The organism is Stutzerimonas chloritidismutans, from assembly GCF_038562055.1.
Lineage (GTDB): Bacteria > Pseudomonadota > Gammaproteobacteria > Pseudomonadales > Pseudomonadaceae > Stutzerimonas > Stutzerimonas chloritidismutans_A.
On record NZ_JBCFXD010000004.1, the window covers coordinates 247,546 to 266,232 of the forward strand.

At 61.4% G+C, this 18,687-nt stretch carries 21 protein-coding genes; 9 read left to right on the forward strand and 12 right to left on the reverse strand.

Annotation, left to right across the window (positions count from 1 at the left end; translation table 11 throughout):
- The first annotated feature begins 52 nt into the window (after positions 1-52).
- Positions 53-2,134 carry a glycoside hydrolase family 5 protein gene (locus AAGW23_RS09270; RefSeq protein ID WP_342406179.1) on the forward strand — a complete coding sequence of 694 codons (2,082 nt, stop codon included), beginning with the start codon at positions 53-55 and terminating at the stop codon, positions 2,132-2,134.
- Between the two features lie 46 nt (positions 2,135-2,180).
- On the opposite strand, the gene AAGW23_RS09275 is transcribed toward AAGW23_RS09270, so the two are convergent.
- On the reverse strand, positions 2,181-2,561 hold the full coding sequence (locus AAGW23_RS09275; RefSeq protein ID WP_342406181.1) for a transcriptional regulator: 381 nt from the start codon (positions 2,559-2,561) through the stop codon (positions 2,181-2,183).
- Positions 2,562-2,716: 155 nt separating this feature from the next.
- On the opposite strand from AAGW23_RS09275, the gene AAGW23_RS09280 reads away from it, so the two are divergent.
- Positions 2,717-3,013, forward strand: a complete 297-nt coding sequence (locus tag AAGW23_RS09280) for a hypothetical protein (RefSeq protein WP_342406182.1) — start codon at positions 2,717-2,719, stop codon at positions 3,011-3,013.
- Between the two features lie 45 nt (positions 3,014-3,058).
- On the opposite strand, the gene AAGW23_RS09285 is transcribed toward AAGW23_RS09280, so the two are convergent.
- Positions 3,059-4,399 carry a DEAD/DEAH box helicase gene (locus AAGW23_RS09285; protein ID WP_342406237.1) on the reverse strand — a complete coding sequence of 447 codons (1,341 nt, stop codon included), beginning with the start codon at positions 4,397-4,399 and terminating at the stop codon, positions 3,059-3,061.
- Between the two features lie 181 nt (positions 4,400-4,580).
- On the reverse strand, positions 4,581-4,901 hold the full coding sequence (locus AAGW23_RS09290; RefSeq protein WP_342406183.1) for a 3-phosphoglycerate kinase: 321 nt from the start codon (positions 4,899-4,901) through the stop codon (positions 4,581-4,583).
- A gap of 66 nt (positions 4,902-4,967) precedes the next feature.
- Between AAGW23_RS09290 and AAGW23_RS09295 the strand changes: the two genes are divergently transcribed.
- The 3 genes from AAGW23_RS09295 (at position 4,968) to AAGW23_RS09305 (ending at position 6,999) form a co-directional block, all read left to right on the forward strand.
- Positions 4,968-5,900 carry a LysR family transcriptional regulator gene (locus tag AAGW23_RS09295; RefSeq protein WP_342406184.1) on the forward strand — a complete coding sequence of 311 codons (933 nt, stop codon included), beginning with the start codon at positions 4,968-4,970 and terminating at the stop codon, positions 5,898-5,900.
- A 64-nt stretch (positions 5,901-5,964) separates the two neighbouring features.
- The gene (locus AAGW23_RS09300) at positions 5,965-6,516 is read left to right on the forward strand and encodes a peptidylprolyl isomerase (RefSeq protein ID WP_342406185.1); all 552 of its coding nucleotides are present in this window, start codon (positions 5,965-5,967) and stop codon (positions 6,514-6,516) included.
- A gap of 69 nt (positions 6,517-6,585) precedes the next feature.
- Positions 6,586-6,999: a DUF6306 domain-containing protein gene (locus tag AAGW23_RS09305; protein ID WP_342406186.1), complete on the forward strand. Its 414-nt coding sequence runs from the start codon at positions 6,586-6,588 to the stop codon at positions 6,997-6,999.
- A gap of 30 nt (positions 7,000-7,029) precedes the next feature.
- Here the strand turns inward: AAGW23_RS09305 and AAGW23_RS09310 are convergent, their stop codons facing one another.
- From AAGW23_RS09310 to AAGW23_RS09350, 9 genes are all read right to left on the reverse strand, one after another.
- Positions 7,030-7,926: a CHAD domain-containing protein gene (locus tag AAGW23_RS09310; protein ID WP_342406187.1), complete on the reverse strand. Its 897-nt coding sequence runs from the start codon at positions 7,924-7,926 to the stop codon at positions 7,030-7,032.
- Positions 7,927-7,981: 55 nt separating this feature from the next.
- Complete coding sequence (locus AAGW23_RS09315) at positions 7,982-9,247, reverse strand: Hsp70 family protein (RefSeq protein WP_342406188.1); 1,266 nt, start codon at positions 9,245-9,247, stop codon at positions 7,982-7,984.
- A 128-nt stretch (positions 9,248-9,375) separates the two neighbouring features.
- A complete protein-coding gene (locus AAGW23_RS09320; RefSeq protein WP_342406189.1) occupies positions 9,376-10,722 on the reverse strand; it encodes an MFS transporter in 1,347 nt (448 codons plus the stop codon).
- A gap of 126 nt (positions 10,723-10,848) precedes the next feature.
- On the reverse strand, positions 10,849-11,631 hold the full coding sequence (locus AAGW23_RS09325) for a hydroxypyruvate isomerase family protein (protein ID WP_342406190.1): 783 nt from the start codon (positions 11,629-11,631) through the stop codon (positions 10,849-10,851).
- Positions 11,628-12,515, reverse strand: coding sequence for an NAD(P)-dependent oxidoreductase (locus AAGW23_RS09330; RefSeq protein ID WP_342406191.1), 888 nt, complete (start codon positions 12,513-12,515; stop codon positions 11,628-11,630). The genes AAGW23_RS09325 and AAGW23_RS09330 overlap by 4 nt, the downstream gene beginning before the upstream one ends.
- Positions 12,516-12,581: 66 nt before the next feature.
- Entirely contained in the window at positions 12,582-12,905 is a 324-nt protein-coding gene (locus AAGW23_RS09335; protein ID WP_342406192.1) for a protealysin inhibitor emfourin, read from the reverse strand.
- 18 nt (positions 12,906-12,923) lie between these two features.
- Complete coding sequence (locus tag AAGW23_RS09340) at positions 12,924-13,982, reverse strand: M4 family metallopeptidase (protein WP_342406193.1); 1,059 nt, start codon at positions 13,980-13,982, stop codon at positions 12,924-12,926.
- 172 nt (positions 13,983-14,154) lie between these two features.
- Positions 14,155-14,487, reverse strand: coding sequence for a hypothetical protein (locus AAGW23_RS09345; protein ID WP_342406195.1), 333 nt, complete (start codon positions 14,485-14,487; stop codon positions 14,155-14,157).
- A gap of 206 nt (positions 14,488-14,693) precedes the next feature.
- Positions 14,694-15,020, reverse strand: coding sequence for a hypothetical protein (locus AAGW23_RS09350; protein WP_342406196.1), 327 nt, complete (start codon positions 15,018-15,020; stop codon positions 14,694-14,696).
- A gap of 281 nt (positions 15,021-15,301) precedes the next feature.
- Here AAGW23_RS09350 and AAGW23_RS09355 point away from each other — a divergent pair, with 281 nt between their 5' ends.
- From AAGW23_RS09355 to phnE, 4 genes are all read left to right on the forward strand, one after another.
- Positions 15,302-16,153: a putative selenate ABC transporter substrate-binding protein gene (locus tag AAGW23_RS09355; protein WP_342406198.1), complete on the forward strand. Its 852-nt coding sequence runs from the start codon at positions 15,302-15,304 to the stop codon at positions 16,151-16,153.
- A 65-nt stretch (positions 16,154-16,218) separates the two neighbouring features.
- Complete coding sequence (locus AAGW23_RS09360; protein ID WP_342406200.1) at positions 16,219-17,079, forward strand: phosphonate ABC transporter ATP-binding protein; 861 nt, start codon at positions 16,219-16,221, stop codon at positions 17,077-17,079.
- Positions 17,073-17,906: a phosphate/phosphonate ABC transporter permease gene (locus AAGW23_RS09365; protein ID WP_342406201.1), complete on the forward strand. Its 834-nt coding sequence runs from the start codon at positions 17,073-17,075 to the stop codon at positions 17,904-17,906. Before AAGW23_RS09360 ends, AAGW23_RS09365 begins: the two co-directional genes overlap by 7 nt.
- On the forward strand, positions 17,903-18,670 hold the full coding sequence (phnE, locus tag AAGW23_RS09370) for a phosphonate ABC transporter, permease protein PhnE (RefSeq protein ID WP_342406238.1): 768 nt from the start codon (positions 17,903-17,905) through the stop codon (positions 18,668-18,670). Before AAGW23_RS09365 ends, phnE begins: the two co-directional genes overlap by 4 nt.
- Positions 18,671-18,687 lie beyond the last annotated feature (17 nt).

The following is an 18,687-nucleotide window of genomic DNA, read 5'->3' on the forward strand; positions in this document are numbered from 1 at the left end:
CGCACTTTTTAAAGGGTTAAGCCCTTTGTCGTATTAAGTTCCGGAGATTTCAATGCTCGTCAAAACGACGGTCTGCACACGTAACGTGCTACTCAGTGCCGCGCTGCTCGCTGCGGCGATAGGCTTAAGCCCAATCCAGCTTGCTCACGCAGCCACAGCCACGGTAACTACCCAACAGGTAATCGCCACGGCTCGGGTCAATGACTTCACCGGCCCAGAGTGGCTCAAAGGCAGCTGGCGTAAGTCGGCCGGCCTGTCCATACCGGCCACGGCGGCCAACAAAGCAGCATTCAGGAAAGGCGCTCAGGTCAGAACGGGCGACGGTCAGGTTCGCACCATCAAGGTGATCTATTACTCCGGCGCCCACATGAGCCTGATGCTCTCCGGAGCGACCCTCAACGCGTCGAAAAATGGTCATCCGAAAACCGTTGCGGCGTTAGGCACGACCTCGGTGGCCAATGGGAAACCTCCGGTTAGCAGTAGCGACCAGGTCAGCAGCACCTCGGCCCACAGCACCGCCATCAACAACTACACCAACAACGACTGGTTAAATGGGGTATGGCGCAAGTCGGCTGGCTTCTCGATTCCCGCCAGCAACGTGAACCGTTCGGCATTCAAGGTCGGCTCCTCGGTAAAACTGGCTGACGGGCAGCTGCGCAAGATCAACGCCGTGTATGTGTCCGGTAAGAACATGAGCGTGATGCTTTCGGGCGCAGCGCTGAACGGCAAACTCGGGCATCCGAACAAGCTGTTCTCCTCCAACGCCACAGCAGCACCGAGTGAGCCCACGGCCCCAGTGGTCACCCCACCTTCGAACAACGCGTCGTCTACACCCCTGACTACTGCGCTGAATGCTTTTAACGGCGGCGATTTCGTCAACGGTGTTTACAACACCAGCAAGTTCGTCGGCGTCTCGGTCAAGGCGACGGCGGAGAACAAGGCGGCCTTCCACAAGGGCGCGAAGATTCGTTTCTTCGATGGCCAGGTGCGCACCATCAAGCTGATCTACCATTCCGGCGGCAACATGACTGTCATGGTCGATGGCGGGCCCATTAACGGCAAAGCGGTGGGCTATCCCCGCACCCTCTCGGTCAGCAGCACCGGCTTCAGCAGCACCAGCCCAGGCGTCGGCGACACGCCAGCGGCAGGAAACGCAGTACCGGAAATCCCAATCAATCTGGTCGGGATCAATTTAGCCGGGGCAGAGTTCGGGGCAGATGTCGGGCTTCCGGGGGTGTACTTGAAGCAGTACATCTACCCAGGCGAAGCCGACTTCAAGCGTTACGCAGAGCGCAACCTGAAACTGGTCCGCCTGCCTTTTCGCTGGGAGCGAATTCAGCCAAGGCTCAACGGTGAGCTGAACAGCGTCGAACTCCGCCGCATGCTGACGACGCTCGACCATGCGAAAAAATACAACATGCAGGTCATCCTCGACATGCATAACTACTACCGCTATCACGGCAAGATGATCGGGTCCAACGAGGTGCCGGTGAGCGCGTTTGCCGATGCCTGGCGACGCATTGCGCAAAAGGTTGCCAGCCATCCGGCCGTTTATGGCTATGGCTTGATGAACGAGCCACACACCACCAACGGCAAGTGGCCTACCGCCGCGCTGGCAGCGGCGAAAAGCATCCGCAGCATCGATGCTGAAAAGTGGGTGGTCATCGCCGGTGATCGCTGGTCCAGCGCATTCCACTGGCCGTCTTACAACACCCAGCTGGTCAAGGACCCGTGGATGCGCGACCCAAACAACAACCTGATGTTCGAGGCGCACCTGTACTTCGACAAGGACTACTCGGGCTATTACACCAACCGCTACGAAAAGTACGACCCCATGATTGGGGTGGTGCGTGCAAAACCCTTTGTCGAGTGGCTGAACAGGTATCGCCTGCGCGGCTTCATTGGTGAGCACGGGGCGCCGGACTTCTCTCCCTCAGCCGTGGTTGCCATGGACAACATGCTCAAGTACTTAGGCCAACATTGCATTCCCAGCACCTACTGGGCGGCCGGCCCCTGGTGGGGCGACTACCCGCTGTCACTGGACGTGAAAAGCGGCAAACCTCGTCCCCAGCTGCCCATATTGCAGAAGCACGCAGCAAACAAATCCTGCGGGGCCGTTGGCCCGCTGCGGTAATGCACGACCGGCGCCCCGCCTCTGCGGGGCGACTTTCGTTTAAGTACTAGCCTACCGTCGCGACGCCGTCGAATACTTCCGGGACCAACGCCGCCTCACCTTTTTCATCGAGACGGCGACGGTTCTCGGTTCGACCCGCACCACCCTCGAGCATCTCCATCAGGCGTATACCGCGATCAGTGAGCACGAAATTCTCGCCATTGCCACCCTCCTCCTCCGGACGCGCCACCATGTACCCCCCCTCGAATAGCAGGCTCTCGTAGTTCTGCGCTTCGGCCTTCAAGGAATCCATGTTGGGCATCGGCTGACCAGCTTCTTCCGCCGCCAGGGCATGCTCGTCAGCGTACTGACGTGGCGTGAAGCTCTCGTTTCCGGATTTCTGCGCTTCGCGCAGCAGGCGTAGCATCAAGTCCCAGTCGTAGGTCATGTCCGTTCTCCTGTTGCGCCGCTTCGGGAATGGCGGCCATTGCTGTTGGGACCCCATCCCCCACAGCATGGTTCGATCCAGCGCAACCGCAAAAGGCTGAACTAAAGCGCGCCAGTGGCGATCCACCAGTTAGGCCGTTAATTAAGGAGCGCACCATGAAACGTCTGATCGTCCCGTTCACCCTGGCCCTGCTGGCCAGCCAGCCAGTGTTCGCCGACCAATGCACCACTGACCAGATCAATGCCAAGGCCAAAGAGCTTGCCGACCGCGTCAACGCCCTGACAGAGAGCGATCCGGTGCGCGCCGCAAAGATCAACGAAGAGTTGCGCGACATGGAGATCAAGCAGACTGCCGAGCAGCTCGGCAGCGAATGTGAAGCCTACGAAAAGCGCATCAAGCACGTGGAGCAGGCGGAGAAGCAGGCCCCTATCGCACCGGCAGAAGAGCGATAGAGATGGAACGAGCCAGGGCCGCGATGCCGCCCCGGCTGTTGCAGATCACTCTGCGGCGGGCTTTTTACGCCGTAGAGGGGCGAGCCCGTCCTGACTGACGACCGATGACGCTGGCGCTTCGCGCTTGGCATTTTTCGGACGCTTGGCTACCGGCTTGGCTGCGACCTTCTTGTCAGCAGTTTTTTTCTTGTCGTCTTTTTTCTTCTTTGTGCCGGCGGCCTTACCCGACGCCTTGAGGTTCTTCGGGCCACCGTAGCTGCCTTTCAGCCCTTTGATCACCCGGCGCTCGAAGCGCTGTTTGAGATAGCGTTCGATGCTCGACATCAGATTCCAGTCGTTATGGCAGATCAACGAGATCGCCAGACCTTCAGCCCCGGCGCGACCGGTGCGGCCGATACGGTGCACATACTCGTCGCCCGATCGGGGCATATCGAAGTTGATCACCAGATCCAGGCCTTCGATGTCCAATCCGCGCGCGGCCACATCGGTAGCCACCAGCACCTTGACCCCGCCTTCCTTGACCCGGTCGATGGCCAGCTTGCGGTCTTTTTGATCCTTGTCGCCGTGCAGAACGAAGGCCTTCACGCCCTCGGCTACCAACCGGCCATACAGACGGTCGGCCTGCACGCGGGTGTTGGTGAAAATCACGGCTTTCTTGTAGGTTTCGTTGGCCAGCAGCCAGTGCACCAGTTTTTCTTTGTGCTCGGTGCTTTCGGCCGTGATGATCTGCTGGCGCGTACCTTCGTTGAGCTCGCTAACGCGGTTGAGCTGCAGGTGCAGCGGGTCCCGTAGCACGGCGGTACTCATTTCGCGCAGCGCCGCCCCGCCGCTGGTGGCTGAGAACAGCAATGTCTGCTGGCGCTTGGCACATTCACCCACCAGCCGCTGTACGTCTTCGGCAAACCCCATGTCGAGCATGCGGTCGGCTTCGTCAAGGATGAGCAATTCGACATCCTTGAGGATCAGGGTGCCGGCATTGAGGTGTTCGATCATCCGCCCCGGTGTGCCGATGAGGATATCCGGCACCTTGCGCAGAATGGCCGCCTGGACCTTGAAGTCCTCCCCGCCAGTGATCATTGCCGACTTGATGAAAGTAAACTGCGAGAAGCGCTCGACTTCCTTGAGTGTTTGCTGAGCCAGCTCACGGGTCGGCAGCAGGATTAACGCACGCACATCGGTCCGCACCACGGCGTCGCCGATCAACCGATTGAGCATCGGTAGCACGAAGGCAGCGGTCTTGCCGCTGCCGGTCTGGGCCGTCACCCGCAGGTCACGCCCTTCCAGCGCGGGGGGAATGGCCGCCACCTGAACTGGGGTCGGCTCGACGAATTTGAGTTCGGCGACCGCCTTGAGCAGGCGTTCGTGGAGGGCGAATTGGTCAAACAAGGGTGACACCTCAAGCAAGTCGAAAAAAACGTGGCATAGAGTAACCCGTTCGACGCGTGCAGCGGCGTCTTTGTACAGCGTGGCGACAGGCTCACCGGCAGCTACCGTCAGAGGGTCAGCAAGAGGAAAAGCCACCGGACGTTCACCGCCGGCTTGGTGACTGCTGCGCGTCATACGGACGTCATTGAGGCTCGCAGGTCAACTTGACGCGTAGCTTGATCACGTCGCGCTTGAACTTGGCGGTCATGGGCTTGACCTCCCCCGACTCGAGCGTGATACGTCGAGTGCGCGGCATTTCCGGCCCATTGCGAAACACAGCGGTACACTCCACGGGGCCCTGACCAAAGTTCTGCAGCACCAGACCGGCCATGTCGCGATCGATGGTCTCGGTGCTTGCCAGCACCTCGGCGCCGTTAAGCTCCTGCTCGAGCTCCACGGGATAGCTGACGGCAACTGCGCTCAGTGGGAAGATGACGAGCGCAGCGAAGCAGAGTCTTTTCATTTGTTATGGGCTCCTCCAATTGGCGACCGCCAGCGTACCAGACCGACGCAACAGGAAAGCAATGGAATGAAAGTGCCACGTGTGACCCTCGATCAATGGCGAACCCTGCAGGCGGTGGTCGACCACGGCGGCTTCGCCCAGGCCGCTGAAATGTTGCATCGCTCACAATCTTCGGTGAGCTATACAGTCGCGCGCATGCAGGAACAGCTGGGGGTGCCGCTGCTGCGCATCGAAGGTCGCAAAGCGGTGCTGACCGATGCGGGTGAAGTACTCCTGCGCCGCTCCCGGCAACTGGTCAACCAGGCCGGCCAGTTGGAAGAGCTGGCCCACCACATGGAGCAAGGCTGGGAAGCCGAGGTGCGGCTGGTGATCGATGCCGCCTACCCCAACGCCAAACTGATCCGCGCGCTGACCGCCTTCATGCCGCAGAGCCGCGGCTGTCGAGTGCGGTTGCGCGAAGAAGTGCTGTCTGGTGTTGAGGAGGTGCTCAAGGACGGCACAGCGGATCTGGCCATCAGCGGTCTGGATATCACCGGCTATCTTGGCCAGGAATTGGGCACCGTCGAATTCATCGCCGTCGCCCACCCCAACCACTCGCTGCATCAACTGCAACGCAAACTCAGCGTTCAGGATCTGCAAAGCCAAATGCAGGTGGTGGTGCGCGATTCCGGCCAGCGTCAGCCACGCGACAGCGGCTGGCTGGGCGCCGAACAGCGCTGGACGGTCGGCAGTCTGGCCACTTCGGTCGGCTTCGTCAGCAGCGGCCTGGGCTTTGCCTGGCTGCCCCGCCACATGATCCATCGCGAACTGGCCGAAGGTGCACTGAAGCCGCTGCCTCTGGTCCAGGGAAGCATTCGCCGGCCGCTTTTCTACCTCTACACGAACCCCGACAAACCACTCGGCCCGGCCACACAGATTCTCATCGACTTGATCAGGACGTACGATGCACAAGCGCAATCGCCTGTTCAGCCGGTGAGCAATCTCTCGCACGACCGCTGAAGCACCTTTGCACTGGCCTGCATGAACGGGCTAACCCAGGCTTACCCATATCAGGATATAGACCATGAAACGACTCGTACTTGCTGCCTGCTCACTGTTGCTCACCGGCAACCTGCTCGCTGCGGGGAATCCTCACGTATTGCTGAATACCAGCATGGGCGAAATCGAGATCGAACTGGAGGCTGAAAAGGCTCCGGTCAGCGTGAAGAATTTTCTCGAGTATGTCGAAAGCGGCTTCTACGACGGCACTGTTTTTCACCGCGTGATCCCGGGCTTCATGATCCAGGGCGGCGGCTTCAACGAAGGCCTGAGCCAGAAGAAGACCCGCGCCCCCATCAAGAACGAAGCCGACAACGGACTGCACAACGTACGCGGCACGCTGGCCATGGCTCGTACGCAGAACGTCGACTCGGCCACTAGTCAGTTCTTCATCAATCATCGCGACAATGACTTCCTCGACCATGGCAGCCGCGACTTCGGCTATGCGGTGTTCGCCAAAGTGGTGCGCGGCATGGATGTGGTCGACCAGATCGCCCAGGTGCCGACCGGCAACCGCAGCATGATGCAGAACGTGCCGCTGACGCCGGTCAAGATCGTCTCCGCGAAGAAACTCTGACCGTTCGACCTCGGTCGACAGTGTGCACGGCAGCCGCCGTGCACCGGCTTGCTGAACAGGAGACCTGACATGAGTGAACAGAGCCCGCTGAACACCTCGGAAGGGGAAGCAAAACTGCTCCAGGACCTGCTGAGCGCGGAGCGTGCCGGGGCCAAAGTCGCCGGTGAAAGCCTGCAGCAATGCAACGATCCAACCCAGCAAAAATTACTCGAGCAGATCCGCCAGGGCGAGGTCGACAGCTGCCGGCTGGTGCTCAACTGCATGAACCACCTGAACATCGAACCCAATCGCGAGACCGGCGCGTTTTACGGCAAGGCGATGGCTATCGAATCGCTTGATGAGCGCCTGACCTTCGTCGACCGCGGTCAGCAATGGGTGATCCGCAAGCTGCGCGAATACCTGCCCGGCTGCAACGATGAGTTCGTCCGTACCGAGCTGGAAAAAATGCTCAAGATTCACGAGATCAACAGCCAGGCGGCCTGATGCCTGGCTCGTTGGGCAGACCAGTGTCTATCAGCCGCTGGCGCCATCCCAATAGCGCTGCCAGCGCGCCACCATCTCCTTCGGTGCCTCCGCGTAGATTTCCTCGCCCAGCTTGAGCGCGGCGCTCTGCAACTCGCTGCGGCGCTCGGCTACGGCTGTGCCGAGTCGCTCACGCAGTGTGTCGTCACCGAACAACGCTGGTTGAGCCTGCATCAGCTCCGTCATCATCGCCAGGTCGTGGTCATCGCCAAGCAGATCTGCCAGTTCCTTGAGCGAGTCGCTGCGCAGCTGCATCAATTTCGGCCAGCTCGGCGCCAGTAAGCGCGTTTGGTACCAGTGGTCCTTGACCCGCTTGCGCCATTGGTGGAGCTGCTCATCGCTGAGATCGTGCCGGGCCTTGGCCAGCTCAGCACAACCGTCGGCGTAGGTGCGCTTGACGCCGCCAGCCAGCAAGTCGAAGCCCTTAGTTTGGAGTGGCCAGGTGTCGACACAGCTGCGCGCATCCTGCAGCTGATCGATGACCTCGCCGATGCGCGTATCAAGGTCGGTAGCGCCGCTTTCAGCCTGCTTCGCCCGCGCCTGCAGGCGACGTCGGGTCTTTTTGAAATCTGCCTCGGCGAACAGGCTCGGAAATCGCTTTGCCAGGGCATCCCAACTTTCCAGCATGGCCGTCGCATCACGCGACTCGGCCAGGGCGCGGCCCAGATCCCGCAAACGATGGTTTTCACGCTGGAACTCGTCCCCCAGCGGCTTGCGTACCAGACGCAGCAGCGCCCGCAGCTCCTTGAACCGCTTACGCGCCTGATGCACCCCTTCGGCGCGTTCTTCAGGTGCAACGCTCAGCGCCTCAATGGCCTTGTCGATGCCCTGCCGAGCGACTTTTCGCACCTCGGCTGCAGGGTCTTGCGGACGCAGCTTGTAGCCCATGACAACTCCCATTCAGGCCCGCTGCCACGCTCAGGCAGCAGGCATGACGGGCGATTCAACCGTAGCGCTTGCGCGCCTCGATGGCCAGGCCGCTACCGATGCTGCCGAAGCGATTGCCTTCGACATGGCGCGCCCGCGGTAGCAAAGCGGCGACGTTCTGGCGCAGCGCAGGGATCGCGCTGGAACCACCGGTAAAGAAGACCGTGTCGATGTCCTCATGCTTGAGCCCAGCACTCATCAGCAATTGACTGACATTGGCGCGGATTCGTTCGAGCAGGGGGTCGATCGCCGTTTCGAATACAGAACGTGTGAGAGTGGCTTCAAGGCCGGGTTCTATTCGCGCGAAGTCGATCTGGAAGCGTTCATGGTCAGTCAGTTCGATCTTGCCCTGTTCTACCTGCATCGCCAGCCAGTGCCCGGCGCGCTGTTCGATCAGACTGAACAGCCGGTCGATTCCGGTGGGGTCGACGATGTCGTAGCGCATGCTTTGTAGCGCACGCAGCGAAGCTGGCGCATACACCGCGTTGATCGTGTGCCAGGTCGCCAGGTTGAGGTGGGTGCTGGTGGGCATCGGCGCGTCGCTTTTCATCCGGCTGCCGTATCCGAACAGCGGCATCACGCCCTGCAGGCTGAGCTGCTTGTCAAAATCGGTACCGCCGATATGCACGCCCGAGGTGGCGAGGATGTCGTCCTGACGGTCATCGATCTGCCGCCGCTCCGGTGCCAGCCGCACCAGCGAGAAATCCGAGGTACCGCCGCCGATGTCGACGATCAGCACGCGCTCCTCGCGATCGATCCTCGACTCGTAATCGAACGCTGCGGCGATGGGTTCGTATTGAAACGAGACATCCTTGAAACCGATCTTCCGGGCAGCCGCAGCCAGGGTGTCGGCCGCTTCCTTGTCTGCCTGCGGATCGTCGTCGACGAAAAACACCGGACGGCCCAGCACCACCTCATCGAATGAGCGCCCGGCCTGGTCCTCGGCGCGCTGCTTGAGCGTGCTCAGGAACAATCCGAGGATGTCTTTGAACGGCATCGCGCTGCCCAGCACGGTGGTTTCGCTCTTCAGCAATTTTGAGCCCAGCAGGCTCTTGAGCGAGCGCATCAGGCGCCCCTCGTAGCCCTCAAGGTATTCGGACAGGGCCAGCCGACCGTATACCGGACGACGCTCCTCAGCGTTGAAGAACACTACCGAGGGCAGGGTTTGCTGATCGCCTTCCATGGCCAACAGTGGCTCGGCGTCGGGACGCCACCAGCCGACGGTAGAGTTGGAGGTACCGAAGTCGATGCCGCAGGCGCGGGCGGGGGACGGGTTGTGCATGTGCGGTCCGGACTGCCAAAAACGGCCGCGCAGTTTATGCGAGCCGGCCGGCAAATGCAGGCCAATCGTCGGCGACCTCAACCAAGCAGACCACTGCGACAGCCGAGTGCTGTCGCAGTGGCGCGCCGTTAGGCGAGTGCCGGCTCGGCAGCGGCCGCGGAGTCGGTCATGCCGTCCGTCATGCGCTTTGCGTCATGGCAGAAAGTGCGAGAGGCCTGGAACAAGAACACCATGGTCAGAAGAAGCGAGCCGGGGATCAGGTACATCGCACCGTGTAGACCTTCGGCGCGGAAGATTTCGCTCATCTCGCTGGCACCTGCAGCAAGCATTGCCGACTCGGCAAAGTGGTCCGACAGCAGCCCCACCACCACCGTGCCCATGCCGCCACCGAGCAGATACAGACCGGCGAAGAACAGGGCCATGGCCGTGGCCCGCAGACGTGGCTCGACGACGTCCTGAATGGCTGTGTAGACACAGGTGTAGAAGTTGTAGGAGAACAGCCAGCCGATACTGAAGACCGCAACGAACACACCCACGTCGATCCGGCCGGCGAGCAATGCATACCCGGTCAGAACGGTGGCGATGAGCATGCTCACGGCAGCGAAGAGAAGGCGTCCACGGGCGAAGCGCTGATGGATCTTGTCCGCGACCCAACCGCCCAGGGTCAACCCGATCAAGCCGGTCAAGCCGACGATTACCCCAGTGGCTATCGACGCCTCCACCAGCGGCACCGCGTGGTAGCGCATCAGCAGCGGAACCATGAACGCGTTACAGGCGTAGGTGGCGAAATTGAACGCCAGCCCCGCCAGCACCAGCCACCAGAAGGTGCGGATCGCGAACACTTTGCGAATCGGCTGCTCCACAGGCGCCTGCGACACCTTTACCGTTTCCGCCGCCCCACGCTGGGGTTCCTTGACGAAAAAGATGAATAACGCCAGTACCAGCCCAGGCACTGCCGCAATGAAGAACGGTGCGCGCCAGCTACCGAAATACTCCACCATCGAGCCGATGGTGAAAAAGGCCAACAGCAGCCCCAGCGGCAGGCCGAGCATGAAGATGCCCATCGCCCGAGCCCGCTTGTGCGCCGGAAAGAGATCACCGATCAGCGAGTTGGCAGCGGGCGCATAGCTGGCTTCACCGATACCGATGCCCATGCGTACCAGCAGAAAGGTCCAGAAATTCCAGGCCAGGCCGTTGACCGCCGTCAGCCCGCTCCAGACGGTCAGGCCCCAGCCCATGATCTTGCGCCGGGAGCCCATATCGGCCATGCGGCCCAGTGGCACACCGGCGATCGCATAGACGATGGTGAAAGCGGTGCCGATCAGGCCCAACTGGAAGTCGTTGAGATTCCACTCCAGGCGGATCGGCTCGGCGATGATCGCCGGGATGGTGCGATCGAAAAAGTTGAACAGGTTGGCCAGAAACAGCAGAAACAGGACGCGCCAGGCGTTCGCGGCTTGGTTGGATGGCTGCATGACGTCGCTCTCGATTTATTGTTATGCGCCGGTCGCGTGCCGACCGGTTCTCGGAACTGACTCTAGGGTTCTCACAGGCGTCTGTCTGTGACCATCACTTTCGCTGATGCCGGTCGATGCGAGGGTTCAGCGTTGCTGCCAAGCGGTCAGCCAACCAAAACTGGCCGAGGTCACTGGACCGTCTGGTCGGTACTCGGCCGCCAGCCAGCCGGCGTAGCCGACTGCTTGCAAAGCTTGAAGCAACGGCCCGAAAGCCACCGATCCCGTGCCAGGTGCCCCACGGCCAGGACAGTCGGCAAACTGCACATGGCCGATCCGTGCCCCAAGCAGCCGGATACCAGCAACGATGTCCAAGCCTTGGCGTGCCATGTGGTAGAGGTCTAGCTGCGCCTGGCAATTGGGATGATCGACGCATTCGAGCAGCGCTTGCAGATGCGCCGGGGTGTTGATCAGAAAACCCGGCATGTCCAACGGATTGATCGCCTCGCATACCACTCGCACACCCAGCAACGCGAACGCCTCGGCGCTTTTGCGCAGGTTGCCGGCCAGGGTTTCCAGGGCCTGCTCACGCGTCACGCCTTCGGCCAGCCGGCCGGGCAGCACGTTGACGCACATCGGGCGCGCCATCGCCGCGTAGGACAGGCCCTCCTGTAGGGCAGCGTCGAATTCCGCCTGACGCGACGGCACCGATGCCAGCCCGGCACCGCCCTGCATGAAATCACCGGCCGGTAGGTTGATCAGCACCAGCGGCAAACCCGCACGCTCAAGCAGTTCTTTCAAGCGAATCGCTGGAAGCTCATAGGGGAATTGAATTTCCACACCGTCGAACCCGGCCACCCGGGCGGCCATGATGCGCTCGGCCAAGGGCAGTTCGTTGAACAACATGGACAGGTTGGCAGCGATCCTCATTGCTTTTGCTCCCGGAACATCCTGACCAGCGTAGAAGGGTCATTTTCGAGTTCGCCCCCGCTGCCATGCAGGCGCATCAACTGAGCAGCAAGACCGGTCATAGGCGTGGCCCCGCCTGCTTCGCGCGAGAGCTGCACGGCCGTGTCGAGATCCTTGAGCAGGGTGCGAACGCGCCATTTCACCGGTTCGAACACGCTGTCAGCCATCTGCGGAGCGAGAATCTGCAGCGGCTTGGAATCGGCGAAACCACCGGCCAAGGCTGGCGCAATAAGGCTGGCATCAACACCGGAGCGCTCGGCCAACGCCACCACTTCGGCAATGACCAGCGCGTTGCAGGCGACGATCATCTGGTTACAGGCCTTGGTCACCTGACCGGCGCCGACATCGCCCATGTGAGTCAGCCGCTGGCCGAGGTGCGCCAACACGGGTCGAACCCGCTCGATATCCGCGCTGCGCCCGCCGGCCATGATCGCCAGGCTGCCCGTCTCGGCGCCTGCCGTTCCGCCGGACACCGGCGCATCGATCCAGCGCATGCCGCTGCGGGATTCAAGTTCCGCGGCCATGGCGCGCGTGGCGGCTGGCTCCAGACTGGAATGATCGACCAACAATTGGCCCGCTTTTGCTCCTTCGACGATGCCATCCGAGCCATACACCACCTCTCGCACCACCGCAGTATCGGCCAGACAGAGCAGCACGATGTCCGCATCGCGACACAGGTCGGCAGGATTGCCGGCCTGCCTCGCCCCGGCCTCGATCAACGTCGCACATTTTTCGGGGGAACGGTTCCAGACCGTCAGCTGATAGCCGGCCGCGAGGAGTCGTCGACACATCGGCAAGCCCATCAGGCCGATGCCGGCGAAGGCAAGAGAGGGCAATTCAGACATGGGGATGGCTCCTTGAATACCGGGAATGGGATTCTAGCGCCACAATGATGCTGGCAGCCAAACCGGTCAGAACACCTTGCCCTTGTCCCAAAGCCGCACCAGTTCACCGGGGGCCAGCTCTTCTGGGACCTGCAGCAGCAACTCGTTATCTCGGTCGTTTTCCCGGTAGTGGAGCTCGATCTGGTAATAACGACGATCACCCAGCCCTGCGGTGGCACTCGCCAGCGGCAGGCAGCCCTCAAGGACTGAGCAAACCTGTCCCCGCTGCTCCTCATCGCAACTGGCGAAATCTATCTCACGTGGCCGAGAAAGCGCCTGCATCGAGGCGAACCCGCCCTGCCTGGAAAGGCGAACGGTGGCATCCTTACCGAGCGCTGGTAACCGTTTCATAACGTCTCCTCGTTGGGCCTACCGCACCAGAACACCGACGTCTGCCCATGCCTGCCTGACCGCCTGCGCCTCGCTGCTGCCGACACCAAAACGGGTGACTGCGTTTGCGATGGTCAGACTGGCGAACGCCATGAAATCCGCATCCTTGTCCAGTTTCTGATCGCAAAGCGTGTCGTACCAAATGCGCCCGGCCTTGTCCCAGGCGTAGCCGCCGAGGGCTTGAGCGGCGAGATAAAACGCGTGATTGGGAATGCCGGAATTGAGGTGCACGCCGCCGTTGTCATCACGGGTGTCGATGAAATCGCGCATGTGGCCTGGCTGCGGGTCCTTGCCCAGCAGCGGATCGTCGTAGGCGCTGCCGGGATTGGCCATCGAGCGTAGCGCTACGCCATTCACCTTGTCGGTCAGCAGCTCGGCACCGATCAACCAGTCGGCCTGTTGAGCGGTCTGCTGGAGGCTGAACTGTCGCACCAGCACGCCGAACACATCGGATAGTGATTCGTTCAAGGCCCCGGATTGGTTGAGATACACCAGCCCGGCCTCGCTTTCGATGATGCCGTGGGCCAGCTCGTGCGCCACGACATCCAGTGACAGCGTAAAGCGATTGAAGATTTCGCCGTCACCATCGCCGAAGACCATCTGCGCGCCGTTCCAGAAGGCATTCTCGTAGCCAACACCGTAATGCACCGTGCCGATCAGTGGAAAGCCATGATTGTCGATCGAGTCGCGCCCGAACACTTGCCAGAAACAAGCGTGGGCCTTGCCGAGCGCATCGTAGGCCTCGTCGACGGCCGCATCACCGATTGGCGACTGCCCCTCGATTCTGGCCAGTACGCCAGGCAATAGCATCTGTTGTGCCGCATCGTGAATGCTCCGGCGCGGCTCGCCCGGCCGACCTCGCTTAGGCACCACGGTGAAGCTTGGCTGTCGCTTGGGTGGCCCGGGATTAGGCAGCAGAGCACGCACCTGCACCAGCGTTTCCAGCGCCCGCTCGCGCTGCCACTCCGAGCCGTGGGCGATAATCCGGTCGAGTATGTAGGGCGGAATGAAGCTGTGGCGCATGCTTGAATTGTGCATGGGCTCCCCTTCAGTCAGATCGTTTGCGGGCGTCTATTCAGATTAGGCTGCTTCAGGCGCAGCGGTGTCGTGCCGGCTGTTTTCAATGTCTGCTTTGAGCAGGCTAGAGCAAAAGCCGCAGTCGGCAAGTTGCACAGGGGTGCTTCGAATCGGCGGAGAGCAGAGGGGCAGATTAGCCGGTGATTGCGCAGTCGTTGGCGGCAAGATGCGCCTCAGCGGGCGCGCTAACGTTGTTCAGCGCTTCGATTGCCTGGTCGAGCTGCTTGATGCAGAGATCGATAGCCATTTGGCGCAAAACCTCTGGCCATTCGTGATCAGCCACCGGTTCGGTCATGTCTAGGATCTCAGCGTAGCCGACTAGCGTTCCGTGCTTCATCTTCAGGGTTTCGCCAGCTGTAACAACGGTGAGCGGATCTCGCGAGACGATGACTGCGCCCACATCGAGCAATGCGTCGACCTGTTTGCGGAGCGTATGGAGTACACGCTTGTCCCGAGCTGATCTCACATCAAAAAACCGTCATCCATGAAGGCGGCGGATTGTACTAAATGTGACGCACATCACACTAGGATGATCGGACTGCGCCCGGTCAAGCTCGCTCCAGCGCTGAGCAGACAATCGATATGCTGGCGCAATGTATGGTTTTCACGGCGTTCAGAAAGCATAGGGGTCTTCCGGTCCAGCCGGCGATTAGCGCCGGCTGACCCTCAGCATCAGCTCGCCTGGCCTTGCTTGGCCGAGGCGCCGCTTTCCGGATTGTCTTCAAGCCCGGCTTCGATGGCTTCGTCGAGCTGATGGCAACAGAGATCGGCAGCCATCTCGCGCAATGAATCCGGCCATTCCCCGTCGGTGGTCGGCTCAATCAATGCGAGGGATTTGTAATAGCTGATGAGCATACCGTGGTCGACCCGAAGCACCTGTCCGCCATCAAGGAGGACGAGCGGATCCCGCTGAGTAATAACGGCCCCGTGCGCCAGGAGTACGTCGATATGTTTTCGCAGTGCATGAAGCTTCCGCTTTTCTTCCTTGAACTCACCCATGTCGTAACCCTCGACCTTGAAGGCGGCGAAGTCTAATCAACCCTTGATGGCACTTAAATAGCTAAACGCCACCACTCGTTTAGGTTTTTGCATGAACTGAGCATGTGTTGATCGGCGTCATCCACCCGACCGGATAGACAGCGCACCAAGCTCTGCTACACCCGGCGCCCAGCTTTCGTTCCGGCGGACGATTAAGCCATCTCGGCCAGATGCTTGCGTTGTCGCCGCCTTCTACCTCTATAATCCGCGCGCTTTTTCCGCTATTGAACCGGAGAACCACAATGCTGAAGCGCACCCTGGCAGCCATTACCGGCCTTGCCCTATCGTTGTCTATTGCCACCACCCATGCTGCCGACGTCCTTCGCGTATCGGCCATTCCCGACGAAGCCCCGACCGAGCTGATCCGCAAGTTCGAACCACTGGGCGAATACCTCGAGAAAGAATTGGGCATGCCGGTCAAGTTCACCCCGGTTTCCGATTACGCTGCGGTGGTCGAATCCCTCGCGTCCGACCGCCTCGACCTGGCCTGGCTCGGCGGCTTCACCTTCGTCCAGACCCACCTGAAGACCGGCGATGCGATCCCGCTGGTACAGCGGGAACAGGACGAGAAATTCACCAGTAAATTCATCACTGCCGATCCTGAGGTCAAGACCCTACAGGACCTGAAAGGCAAGACCTTTGCGTTTGGCTCCGTGTCTTCGACCTCCGGCAGCTTGATGCCGCGCTACTTCATGATCAAGGACGGCATCGATCCCGAGCAGTTCTTCAAACGCATCGCCTATTCCGGTGCGCACGACGCCACGGCCGCCTGGGTTCAGGCTGGCAAGGCCGACGGTGGCGTACTCAACGCCTCGGTTTGGGACAAGCTGGTCGCGGCTGGCAAGGTCGACACTGACAAGGTGCGGGTGATTTCCACCACGCCGCCCTACTACGACTACAACTGGACAGTACGCGGCAACTTGGAGCCGGCACTGGCCGAGAAGATTAAAAACGCGTTTCTCAACCTCGACCCGAATAACCCGGAGCACAAGAAGATCCTAGATCTTCAGGCTGCTACGCGCTTCATCGAAACGCGCCCGGAAAATTACGAAGGCATCGAGGAAGCTGCGCGCGCCGCTGGCCTGTTGAAGTGAGCCCAGCTAGCCGTAGCACCTCTGCCTCCCGTGTTTCTGAAGCCAGGGTAAGTGGGTGCGTTTGAATGAGCCATGCAACAACGTCTGCTGGCTTGCTCGAGAGTGAAGAGTCCCCGGCCAAATCCGCCTTGCGGCTGGCCGGCGTAAGCTATCGCCATGCCGGTGGACAGATCGCACTGCACGATATCGAGCTGCAGATCGCTCAGGGCGAGCGGGTTGCGCTGATCGGCCCCTCGGGCGCAGGCAAGACCACCTTGCTGCGCCTGCTTGCCACTCATCTAGAACCGGTCACAGGACAACTGGACGTGCTCGGTGACCGCCCCTGGTCGCTTTCAGCAGGTGCCCGGCAGAAGCTGCGCTCACGTATCGGCCTGATTCACCAGGCGCCACCGCTGCCGCCGCGGCAACGGGTGATCACCTCGGTGCTGGCCGGTCGGCTCGGCCAATGGTCACTGGTACGCAGCTTGCTCAGCCTGGTCTATCCGCTGGACAAGGATGGCACTGCGCAGGCGCTGGGCAAGCTGGATCTGGCGGACAAGCTCTATGCGCGTTGCGACCAGCTTTCTGGCGGGCAGCTGCAGCGAGTCGGCATCGCACGCGCGCTTTACCAAAGCCCGGAACTGATCCTGGCAGACGAGCCGGTCTCGGCGATGGATCCCGTGCTCGCTGCCTATTCACTGAATGTGCTCAACCGCGAGGCCATGAGCCGCCAGGCGACGCTACTGGCCAGCCTGCACGCCGTTGAGCTGGCACTGGAGCATTTTCCTCGGGTGATTGGCGTGCGCGATGGCCGCATCCTCTTTGACAAGCCGTCCAGCCAGGTAATGCCGGCCGAACTCGAAGCGCTCTATGCCAATGAGCAACTGGGCAGTGCGGCGGTCGTGCAGGCGATGCCCGGCCAGCCGCTGCAAATTCCTCGATGCTGAACCCGGTCTTCACCCAGCGCGACCCCGCCGCCCGCTCACGCCTGGTGCTGACCCTCGTGGCACTGGCGCTGCTGTGGCCGGGCTTGTCGTTGAGCGAATTGGATATCGGTGTGCTCTTCGATGGCAGCAACGCCGAGATCATGGCCAGTTTCCTGTCCGGATTCTGGCCTCCGGCTCATGATGCCGCGTTCTTGCGCCTGCTCGGGCGCGCAACATTGGAAACGCTCGCCATCGCGACAGCCGGCATGACTTTGGCCCTCGCCGTGGCCATCCCCTGCGCCCTGCTGGCGACCCGCGCCTTGTCGATCTCAGCGGTCAGCCGCGGCGGTCGTCCTCACTGGTGGGCGCAGGCGCTGCGTTGGCCAGCCAGAGGGCTGCTGATTCTGCTACGCAGCGTCCCTGAGATCGTCTGGGCACTGCTCTTCGTCCGCGCTGTCGGCCTCGGGCCTACCGCTGGGGTACTGGCCATTGCCATCACCTATGCCGGCATGCTCGGCAAGGTCTATGCGGAAATTTTCGAGTCGGTCGATCCTTTGCCCACTCGCGCGCTGATTGGCGCTGGCGGTTCGCGTCTGCAGGCCTTCGCCTACGGCGTGCTACCGCAGGCCACCGGCGAAATGCTCTCCTATACCGTCTACCGCTGGGAGTGCGCTATCCGCGCCTCCGTGGTGATGGGCTTCGTCGGTGCGGGTGGTTTGGGCCAGCAGATGGACCTCTCGATCCGCATGTTCGCCGGCGGCGAAGTGACCAGCATGTTGCTGACCTTCCTCGTGCTGGTGCTGCTGGCCGACCTGCTCAGCCAGCAGCTGCGCCGGAGGTACGTCTGAAACCGCTCTCGCGTTACGCCCTGCCGCTGCTGCTGGTTATCGCAGTGCTCGGATCGTTTAGCTATCTGCAGCTCGAAGCCAGCGCGTTGTTCAGCCGCGAAGGCCTCGCGCACATGGGCGAATACGCCACAGGCTTTCTCAGTCCCGACCTGTCGGCGCCGCACTTGCGCGCCATCGGCTACGGCGCGCTGGAAACCCTGGCGATGTCGGCCATCGGCACCTTACTGGCAGCATTGCTTGGCCTACTGCTGGCGCTGCCGGCGGCCGGACGTTTCGGATTGGTTGGCAAAGGCGGGGCGCGGCTGCTGCTCAATGCGCTGAGGGCGATCCCCGAACTGGTCTGGGCCGCATTGATGGTACTGGCTGCCGGGCTTGGGCCGAATGCAGGAACTCTGGCGCTGGCGCTGCATACGGCCGGCGTGCTGGGGCGATTGTTCGCCGAAGCGTTGGAAAACACACCGAGCGCACCAGGCGACGCACTGCGACTGGCTGGCAGTGGGCGCGTCACCGCGTTCTGCTACGGCACCTTACCGGGTTTGTGGCCGCAGCTCATCGCCTACAGCCTTTACCGGTGGGAAAACAACATCCGCATGGCAAGCGTACTCGGCTTCGTTGGCGCCGGCGGCCTCGGCCAGATGCTCTACATGAGCCTCAGCCTGTTCCAAGAGGCGCAAGCATCGACGGTAATCCTGGCCATGTTGCTGATGGTGCTGGCTGTCGATGCATTGAGCGGCTGGGCCCGCCAGCGCTGGGTCCGGGCGTAATCGAGGCGCCCACCAGG